The organism is Pseudomonas sp. SH10-3B (assembly GCF_019891415.1).
Classification (GTDB): Bacteria; Pseudomonadota; Gammaproteobacteria; order Pseudomonadales; family Pseudomonadaceae; genus Aquipseudomonas.
Map to the genome: position 1 here is coordinate 21,607 of NZ_JAFLXD010000058.1, position 9,304 is coordinate 30,910.

The 9,304-nt window shown below is 62.9% G+C and carries 7 protein-coding genes; all 7 read right to left on the reverse strand.

The window, feature by feature from the left end; translation table 11 throughout:
• Window positions 1-3 precede the first annotated feature (3 nt).
• The gene (locus J1G35_RS27650) at window positions 4-438 is read right to left on the reverse strand and encodes a DcrB-related protein (RefSeq protein WP_053127598.1); all 435 of its coding nucleotides are present in this window, start codon (window positions 436-438) and stop codon (window positions 4-6) included.
• Between the two features lie 15 nt (window positions 439-453).
• Window positions 454-2,394 (reverse strand): type VI secretion system tip protein VgrG, encoded by a 1,941-nt coding sequence (locus J1G35_RS27655; protein ID WP_223016573.1) that lies wholly within the window; start codon window positions 2,392-2,394, stop codon window positions 454-456.
• 147 nt (window positions 2,395-2,541) lie between these two features.
• The gene (tssH, locus tag J1G35_RS27660; RefSeq protein WP_223016574.1) at window positions 2,542-5,214 is read right to left on the reverse strand and encodes a type VI secretion system ATPase TssH; all 2,673 of its coding nucleotides are present in this window, start codon (window positions 5,212-5,214) and stop codon (window positions 2,542-2,544) included.
• Complete coding sequence (gene tssG / locus J1G35_RS27665) at window positions 5,207-6,250, reverse strand: type VI secretion system baseplate subunit TssG (RefSeq protein ID WP_223016575.1); 1,044 nt, start codon at window positions 6,248-6,250, stop codon at window positions 5,207-5,209. Before tssG ends, tssH begins: the two co-directional genes overlap by 8 nt.
• Entirely contained in the window at window positions 6,214-8,073 is a 1,860-nt protein-coding gene (tssF, locus tag J1G35_RS27670; protein WP_053127604.1) for a type VI secretion system baseplate subunit TssF, read from the reverse strand. The genes tssG and tssF overlap by 37 nt, the downstream gene beginning before the upstream one ends.
• Window positions 8,070-8,585: a type VI secretion system baseplate subunit TssE gene (gene tssE, locus J1G35_RS27675; protein ID WP_027608263.1), complete on the reverse strand. Its 516-nt coding sequence runs from the start codon at window positions 8,583-8,585 to the stop codon at window positions 8,070-8,072. The genes tssF and tssE overlap by 4 nt, the downstream gene beginning before the upstream one ends.
• A 90-nt stretch (window positions 8,586-8,675) precedes the next feature.
• The gene (locus J1G35_RS27680) at window positions 8,676-9,164 is read right to left on the reverse strand and encodes a type VI secretion system tube protein Hcp (protein ID WP_015886558.1); all 489 of its coding nucleotides are present in this window, start codon (window positions 9,162-9,164) and stop codon (window positions 8,676-8,678) included.
• Between the last annotated feature and the right edge of the window lie 140 nt (window positions 9,165-9,304).

The window sequence follows — 9,304 nt, forward strand, 5'->3', positions numbered from 1 at the left end:
TCATCAGGAAATAGCGTCAAACGACAGCGAGTTTTTAATCAGCGCCCAATGCGCTGCCTCGGCATCCCCAAGCTTCTCTGCCTTCACATAACTCAACGCGAGCATCTTGCGTGTGCCCGGTATCACCAAGGCCAGTTGGTACTGGAACACCTTGTCATTGCCCTTGTTGAACTGGCTGCGCAGCTCGATGCCTTCCACCTCTTGCGCGGCGCCCAAGCGCACATCGACACCCGGTTGGTGGCGCAAGTCCTGCACCTGTTTTTCCAGGCGCTGGAGTTGGTCGTTGAAGTTGCTGTGCAGGGTTTCACCCTCGGCCAGCAGGCTGCGGCTGACGATCAGGGACGTGCCCAACTCCGGGAACTTGAGGATATTGATCGTCGCGTCCTGCAACTCACTGGCGGGCAGTTGAAACTGGAATTCGTTGATTCGGTACGTCATGGCAAACAGGTCTCGTCAGGAGCTTTTAGGTGCGGGGAACGCGGCCTTGATATTGGCGTCGATGGCGCCTTTCTGGCCTTGGCCGTCGGGCGTCGCGCCAGGGCCGCCGCCGTTGTTCAGGTGCAACACGCCGCCGGTGTTGAACTCGGCATCGCCACTGGCATAGAAGCTGATGTTCACGCCGGTGAGGTTGATCTGCCCGCTGGCGTTAAGCTCCAGGATGCTTTCGCCGCAGACCATGCGCAGGTTTTCGCCCACTTCGATGACGTAGCTCTGGCTGATGCTGTCGGTCTTTCTCTGGCCCACCGAAAGGATGTCTTCCTGCTTGACGATGCGCAGGCGGTTATTGCCGATGATCACCGTTTCGTTATGCCCAATGCTTTTATTGCGGTCATGCCCCACCGAGTGACTCTCATCCACCTCCACCACAATGTCCTGGTTACGCTCGGCATGGATATACAACTGCTCCAACCCCTTCTTGTCCTCCATGCGGATTTCATTGAAGTTGGCTGGCGTGCCGCCCTTGCTCGAACGACTCTTCATGCCGCTCTGGGTCGCGTTTTCCGGCAGGTCGTACGGCACCGTCTGCTCGGCGTTGTACACCCGTCCCGTAATAATCGGCCGGTCCGGATCACCTTCGAGAAAGCTGACAATCACTTCCTGGCCGATCCGTGGAATCTGCATCGAGCCCCAGTTCTTGCCGGCCCAGGACTGCGACACACGAATCCAGCACGAGCTGTTTTCGTTGGATTGGTCGTGGCGGTCCCAGTAGAAGTGCACCTTCACGCGGCCGTACTGGTCGGTCCAGATTTCCTCGCCTTTGGGGCCGACCACCAGCGCGGTCTGCGGGCCTTTGACGATGGGGCGGTGGGTGGTGGCCAGCGGGCGGAAGCTTTGCTGGGCGTCGATGCAGGTCAGGCTGCTTTCGAACTGCGCCGAGCCTGAACCACCACCGCTTTCCAGGCTTTCCTGAACGATGTAGTAGCGGCAGCCGACGATCAGGTATTCGCGGTTCTGGTCCTGGCGGCTGAAGCCGGTGAGGCTGAACAGATGGCCGGAGCCGAGGCCGCGAGCATTGCCGCTGAACTCGATCTGCTCATGCAGGGTTTGCAGGGCTTCGATGCGGGTGCGCGCGTAGTGTTCGCCGTCGGCGCTTTGCACGTAGGTGCCGGGGTAGTCGTACAGCGGGTAGTCGCCGGCGGTGTGCGGGCGCGGCATGGCCGAACGCACGTCGATGCTGGCGCTGGGGCGCTGGAAGTCGTAGTCGTTGAGCTCCAGCGAGCCCGGCTGCACCTCCTGCGCCAGGTGCCAGTTGTGCATGTGGTCGCGTTCGCGCTGCTGTTCGTCCTTGGGGTAATACGGGATCGACGCATAGCCTGGCACCGTGGTGTGGGCGCCATAGGCATCGGCCAGCACCAGCACATGGCGGTCCTGCTCATGCCGGAAGAAGTAGTAGATGCCTTCCTGTTCCATCAAGCGGCTGACGAAGTCGAAGCTGGTCTCGCGGTACTGCACGCAGTATTCCCACTCGCGATAAGGCCGGCTCAGGGCGTCTTCGAAGTCGGAAAACCCCAGGTCACGGAACACCTGCTTGATGATCTGCGGGATGCTCAGGTTCTGGAAAATCCGGCAGTCGGACGTACGGCTGAGCAGCCACAGCCAGGGGCGTAGCGTCACCTGGTAACTGGCGAACTGGCCCTGGTCGATGTTCTGGCTGCAGCGCGCGACGATGCCGTGGAAATGCCGCTCGCCGCCGTCCGCCAGTTGCAGACCCACGCTCATGGGCTTGCCCAGCAACTGGTTGAGGTCGATGTTGGCGTCCAGGGACGTCAGTTGCAGCTCATAGTTGAACAGGCGGCCCAGCTCTTCGCCGCCGCCCATTTCATTGAGCAGCAGCACATCCGGCCCGAGGGGGCTGGTGATCTTGGCCAGGCGTGAGGCTTGGTTGAATAACATCGAAGTACCCTAATAACTGAAGGAACCCAGTCCAAATGTGGGAGGGGGCTTGCCCCCGATAGCAGTGTGTCAGGTGACGCATTGGTGACTGATTCACCGCCATCGGGGGCAAGCCCCCTCCCACATGTTGAGCTGTATTCCGTCAGATCAATCGTTGAACTGGTAGTGCAGCTCATTATCCCGGCTGCTGATGCGCACACCCGCCAATGCCTTGCCTTCGAGCATGCGCGTGAGGAATTCACGGCTCATGTCCGGCAGCAGGCTGTTGGTGAGGATGGTGTCGATCATGCGTCCGCCGCTTTCGGTTTCGGTGCAGCGCGAGACGATCAGGTCGACCACCGCGTCGTCGTAGTCGAAGGCGACCTTGTGCGTATTCTCCACGCGCTTCTTGATGCGGTTGAGTTGCAGGCGGGTGATCGCCTTGAGCATCTCGTCGCTCAGCGGGTAGTAGGGGATCGTCACCAGGCGGCCGAGCAAGGCCGGCGGGAAGATTTCCAGCAGCGGCTGGCGCAGGGCCTTGGCGATTTCTTCCGGTTCGGGGATGTTCGCCGGGTCTTTGCAGACGCGGGAAATCAGCTCGGTACCGGCGTTGGTGGTCAGCAGGATCAAGGTGTTCTTGAAGTCGATCACCCGGCCTTCGCCGTCTTCCATCACGCCCTTGTCGAACACCTGGAAGAAGATTTCATGCACGTCCGGGTGGGCTTTTTCCACCTCGTCCAGCAGCACCACGCTGTAGGGTTTGCGCCGCACCGCTTCGGTCAGCACGCCGCCTTCGCCGTAGCCGATATAGCCCGGTGGCGCGCCCTTGAGGGTGGACACCGTGTGGGCTTCCTGGAACTCGCTCATGTTGATGGTGATCACGTTCTGCTCACCGCCGTACATGGCTTCGGCCAGGGCCAGGGCGGTTTCAGTCTTGCCCACCCCCGAGGTGCCGGCCAGCATGAACACGCCAATCGGCTTGCTCGGGTTGTCGAGGCCGGCGCGGGAGGTCTGGATGCGCTTGGCGATCATCTGCAGGGCGTGGTCCTGGCCGATGATGCGTTTCTTCAGGTGCTGGTCGAGGTTGAGCACGGTTTCCAGTTCGTTGCGAGCCATGCGGCCCACCGGAATACCGGTCCAGTCGGCGACCACCGAGGCCACGGCCTGGTAATCCACGGTCGGCAGGATCAACGGGGTTTCGCCTTGCAGCGCGGTGAGGCGCTGTTGCAGGTCGACCAGTTGCGCACGCAACTCATCGCTCTCGTTGTTACCTGCATCGCTGTCCACAACCCCGGCCTTTTCGCGCAGGGTGGCACGGGTGGCGAGCAACTCATCCACCAGGGTTTTCTCTTCGGCCCAGCGGCTTTCCAGGGTTGCCAGGCGCTCACGCTCGGCGCTTAACAGGGCTTCGCTGTTGCTCTGGCGCGCGCCAATCGCAATGCCGATCGCATGCTCGCGGGCGATGATTTGCAGCTCGGTTTCCAGCGCTTCGATGCGGCGGCGGCTGTCGTCCACTTCGGCCGGCACCGCGTGCAGGCTGATGGCGACGCGGGCGCAGGCGGTGTCCAGCAGGCTCACGGATTTATCCGGCAACTGGCGCGCCGGGATATAGCGATGGGACAGTTTCACCGAGGCTTCCAGGGCTTCGTCGAGGATCTGCACCTGGTGGTGTTTCTCCATGGTCGAGGCCACGCCACGCATCATCAGCAACGCTTTGTCTTCCGACGGCTCGGCCACTTGTACCACCTGGAAGCGGCGGGTCAGGGCCGGGTCTTTCTCGATGTGTTTTTTGTACTCGGCCCAGGTCGTCGCGGCCACGGTGCGCAGGGTGCCACGGGCCAGGGCGGGCTTGAGCAGGTTGGCTGCATCACCGGTCCCGGCAGCGCCACCGGCACCCACCAGGGTGTGGGCTTCGTCGATAAACAGAATGATCGGTTTCGGCGAGGCCTGGACGTCTTCGATGACCTGGCGCAGACGCTGTTCGAATTCGCCTTTCATGCTCGCGCCGGCTTGCAGCAGGCCGACGTCGAGGCTGCGCAGTTCCACGTCTTTCAAGGCGGGCGGCACGTCACCGGCGACGATGCGCAGGGCAAAACCTTCGACCACGGCGGTCTTGCCGACGCCTGCTTCACCGGTGAGGATCGGGTTGTTCTGGCGGCGGCGCATGAGGATGTCCACCAGTTGGCGGATCTCTTCGTCACGGCCCACGATCGGGTCGAGCTTGCCGCTGCGCGCTTGTTCGGTCAGGTCGACGGTGAAGCGCTTGAGGGCTTCCTGCTTGCCCATCGCACTCGGTGCCATGGCGCCGCTGGCCTCGCCCGGCACCGCGCCGGCATTGAAACCGTCGCTGGCAGTCAGGGCGTTTTCCGGCGAATCACCGACGTATTCGTCAAAGCGCTCGCTCAGTGCTTCGGCCTTGACCTTGTCGAATTCCGAAGACAACCCCAGCAGCGCATGGCGCAAGCTTGGCGTCTTGAGGATGCCCAGCACCAGATAGCCGGTGCGCACCTGGCTTTCGCCGAACATCAGGCTGCCATACACCCAGCCGCGTTCCACGGCTTCTTCCACGTGGGACGACAGGTCGGTGATCGACGTCGAGCCACGCGGCAGGCGGTCCAGGGCTTCGGTGAGGTCACGGGCCAGGCGCGCCGGCTCGACGTTGAACTGGCGGATGATGCGGTGCAGGTCCGAGTCCTGCAGTTGCAGCAACTGGTGAAACCAGTGGGCCAGTTCCACGTACGGGTTGCCCCGCAGCTTGCAGAACACGGTGGCGGCTTCGATGGCCTTGTAGGCCACGCTGTTGAGTTTGCCGAACAGTGCGGCGCGACTGATTTCACCCATGCTCTGGATTCCTTGAGGTGGTGGCTTGATCGGCGTAATGCCGGGCCAGGATTAGGTCGTTGGCATCAACCGCAGGGCAGCCGAGCCAGGTATTAAAGCCCAGACGGAACTGGCCATTGAGTTGCAGCGCCGGTACTTCGGGTTGTTGCAGAACCAGGTTCAAGTCCCAGTCCAATTCATGGCCCAGGTACTCGGCCACCCACGCCACCAGCTCGTTGAACGGCTGGCTGCCGGGCAGCATGCCCATGTAGTCGTCCAGCTTGAGCGGGCCCAGGCGGATACGGAATTTATGCTGGCGGTCCCACACCTGGCTGCCCAGGCAGAAGTCCACGCCGAGCTGGTTGGCGCTCACGCCCACGCGGCTGCGTTCGGGCAGTTCCAGCCATTGGCCGACGTATTCTTCGATCTCCACCGGCAGGCCGAAATACTCGCCGAGAATCGCCTTTAAACCGTCCGGGTAGCGGGTTTGTGCCGACAGGTGGCCGCTGTAATGCAGCTTCGCTGTGTCGGGGATCAACCCCTGGTTAAGCAGGCTCGGCATGCCCCGGCCACTCAAGGCGGCGAGGCGTGCAGACCAGTAGTCATCGTCCGGGCGGTCGTGGCTGACCGTCGGCCGCGCCTCGGCCCAGGCCCGGTAAAACAGGCTCAGCAGGCGGTGGTGGAAGACGTCCAGGAACTGCTTGCTGGTGCTGTCGGCGTTGTTGCGCTGGCGCTCGCGTACGTACTCGGTGATATGCAGCGGCAACGGGCCGTTGGGGCCACCAAGGCCGAAGAAGAACTGTTCCAGCCGCGCCGGTTTGCCGTCGCCACCCGGATCGACCGAGGCCAAGGTGGCCGGGGCGAAGGTGCAGTCGGCCTGTTGCCCGAGGCGCAACGGGTCATCCGCCAGGCGCAGGGAATGGCCCAGGCGCGGCAGCTCGGGCGATTCGCACTCGATACGCCGCAACGCCTGGAAGAAATCGTATTCCCAGGGCTCCTGATGCATCGCATCCAACGTACTCACAGGGTCGGACGACGCCCGGGCTTGGCTTTCCATCGCATGATCTCGCCGCGTTCGGTGGTACGGATCACCGTCTCGGTAAAACTGTTGATCGACACGTAGCGTGCCAGGAAGCGTTCCAGCACCGCACCGAGCAGGAACACGCCGGTGCCGCGAAACGCGTTTTCATCGAACTCCAAGGTAATTTCCAGACCGCGACCAAACACAATCGGGCCGGGCATCGGCAGGCGCCGGGTGACGGCCTTGCTGCTGACGTCGCGCAAGCCTTCGATCTGCAATTGCAGGGCCGCGTCGTTGCTGTCGCCATACAGGCGCAGCAATTCGCGCAATGCCGCGGCGCCCTGGCCTTGCTCGCTCAGGGACAAATAGTTGAGCGACAACTGGCTGATCAGGCGCCAGGCCTTGGCGTCATGGGCATGGCTGGCGCGTGGGCGGCTTGGCCCGGCGACGCAACGCACGGATAACACCGGCGCGCTGTCGGCCAGGGTGAAGTCGGTCTTGCCGTTGCCCACGCTCATGAACAACGGCAGGTCGCGGTTGGTGCACAGCGCGGTCACGCCGAGTTGGCGCAGGTCGTGGCGATATGGCGCCTGGCGGCTGTCGACCAGGCTGACAAAGGTTTCGCTGCCCACATAGGTGGAGCGCGGGCCGTTGCGGCGCTGGTCGCTGGACAACACCCGTGGCTCGCGGCGCACGGTGTAGTACGCCTGGTCGCGGCCATAACGGGATGGATCGCGTACCGCATAGAACGGCAAAAAGGGCTGCTCTGGCCCGGTGCCGTGGCCGGTGATGCCGCTCAACGAATGAATTTCGAAATCCATCGGCCGCGTGCGGTCGGCGATCACGTGGTGCTCGTTGACCCGGTCGGACAAGTGGATGCGGTCCACGCGCTTCGGGAACAGGTTGATCGCCGGGGTGCAGAACGGCAAAAACTGCGCTGCGCCGACGCTGCCTTCCAGGCTTGGCTCGTGACGGTCGAACAGCACGATCAGTTCCAGCTCCTGGCCGTCGCAACGTTTGACTGCACGGCTCAGCTCGGCGAATTCGACGAACAGGAAGCGGTGGGGCAGGGCGAAGTATTCCTGCAACAGGCGATAGCCCTGGAACGCGCGCGCGACGACCGGCATGGCCGCATCGGCGTCGTCGAAACCCCGCGAGCGCAGCGCGTCCTGGGGCAGGCGCTCGACCCAATCGCCACCGGGCTTGCGCGCAAACACCGCGCAGGCGTTGCCCAGCAGTTGTTCGTAAAGGCGGAACGGTTGCTCGTCGGCCCCGCTGAGGTACAGCGGCAGGTTGTCCAGGTCGAGGCTGTTGAACGGCAATTCGGCGCCGGTGCGCAGGGTCAGGCGCAGGCCGGCCTTGGCTTTCGGCTCACTGGCGGCCAGGCGCCCGAGCACGGCGGCGGGGTTGCCGAAGTACTCGGCGTTGCTGACCTGCAACGGCCACAGCGTCACCGGGTGCGCGGTGCGGTACTCGCAGCAGGTCTGGGTTTCGCGGCCCAGGGCGGCGCGCAACACGGTGTCGCGCGGCAGCGGGAAGCCGCTGGCCAGGGAGCCTTCGTCGGGGTCGGTCTGCAATTGCACCACGGTCATCGACGGCGTCGGCGCCAGGTAGTGCGGGTAAGCGATTTCCAGCAGGTTGTGGGTGAAGGTCGGGTACTCGGCGTCGAGTTTGAGCTGCACGCGGGCGGTGAGGTAGGCAAAGCCCTCAAGCAAGCGTTCGACGTACGGGTCGGCGCAGTCCATACCGGACAGGGTCAGCCGACTGGCGATCTTCGGGTATTCCTTGGCGAACTCCGCCGCGCTTTCGCGCACATGGTGCAGTTCCTGGTTGTACAGCTCCAGCAGGCGCGGATTCATGGGCGCCTCCGCTGGTCGGCATTCACCACACGCACATGGCCGGATTCCAGGTCGAGGTCGGTTTGCAGCAACAGGCGCAAGGGCACCGGCTGCGCCCACAGGTCGCCTTCGATCTCGAAACTCAGCGCGTTGTGATTCATCTCGCCATGGCCGACGCGGGCTTTGACGCGCAGGGTATGGCGCAGGATGCGCGGTTCAAAGGTGGCAATCGCCTGGTAGATCAGGGCTTCCAGGGCCTTGATGTCGACGCTGGAAACGCTGTTGCCCGCCAGCGCCGGCAGGCCGTAATTGACCACTGAGGTGCCTGCCTGTGTGTGCAGCGTGGCATCGGCATCGAGCAACGACGTGGTATTGAGCAGCCACGCCAGGTCGCGCAGCACCGAGGCTTTCAATTGGGTCAGGGACAGCACGCGTTTATCGGCGCTTTCCTTGGGATTGGTTGGGTCGTCGTCGGTCAACCGGTCCAGCAGGGACGGTTGCAGACGGTCGCGGGAAGCGATTTCAGTTACCACCAAAGCAGCTCCACGGACGGGTTATGAGAGGAACAAAAGGCTGCACTTGAGACCGTAGTGCCGTGGCGCGAAGCCACGGCCTAAGGGCTATCAGCGCTTGGTGTTGGAACGGATGTTCCAGCCAAACTTGATCGCGCCGCCGTCTTTGGTGCCGTCGGCTTTCTGCGGCTGGTAGTCGACCATCACTTGGGCGAAGTTCAGGGTGACGTTTTCAGTCAGGCGGTCATCGCCGCCCGAACCGCCGGTGCTCAGGGACGTTACCAGCACTTCTTCCAGGTTGATCACCATGTACTCGACCTGGCTTTCACCACCGGCCTTGCGCACGGTCAGCTTGACCTTGTCGATGTGCTTGCCGCTGGCGCAATGCATCATCAGGTTCGGCGAGGCCTTGTCGACGTACTTGGTCAGCGACAGGTCCTGGATATTCACCTTGCCCGCGCCGCCGCCACCGCCAACGTGCATATTGCCGGACTGGGCCATGCCCCAGCTCCAGTTCAGCACGTCGATTTCGTCCTTGTGGGCCTTGTCCATGGACTCGCCCTTGATGTCGCCGATCTTGATGAAAATATCAACAGCCATGTTTTCTCCCTGTGTGGCCTCAGCCACTGTATTTGTTAACGCCGCCGACCCCTGTAGGAGCGAGCTTGCTCGCGAAAAACTTGAAGGCGCTGCGTTCATCCAGGATGCCCGCGTCACCGTTGACGACCTTCGCGAGCAAG

Coding starts and splice junctions, on each gene's coding strand:
- J1G35_RS27655 (WP_223016573.1), bottom strand. CDS start 2,394: ATGTTATTCAACCAAGCCTCACGCCTGGCCAAGATCACCAGCCCCCTC.
- tssG (WP_223016575.1), bottom strand. CDS start 6,250: ATGGAAAGCCAAGCCCGGGCGTCGTCCGACCCTGTGAGTACGTTGGAT.
- tssH (WP_223016574.1), bottom strand. CDS start 5,214: ATGGGTGAAATCAGTCGCGCCGCACTGTTCGGCAAACTCAACAGCGTG.
- J1G35_RS27650 (WP_053127598.1), bottom strand. CDS start 438: ATGACGTACCGAATCAACGAATTCCAGTTTCAACTGCCCGCCAGTGAG.
- tssF (WP_053127604.1), bottom strand. CDS start 8,073: ATGAATCCGCGCCTGCTGGAGCTGTACAACCAGGAACTGCACCATGTG.
- J1G35_RS27680 (WP_015886558.1), bottom strand. CDS start 9,164: ATGGCTGTTGATATTTTCATCAAGATCGGCGACATCAAGGGCGAGTCC.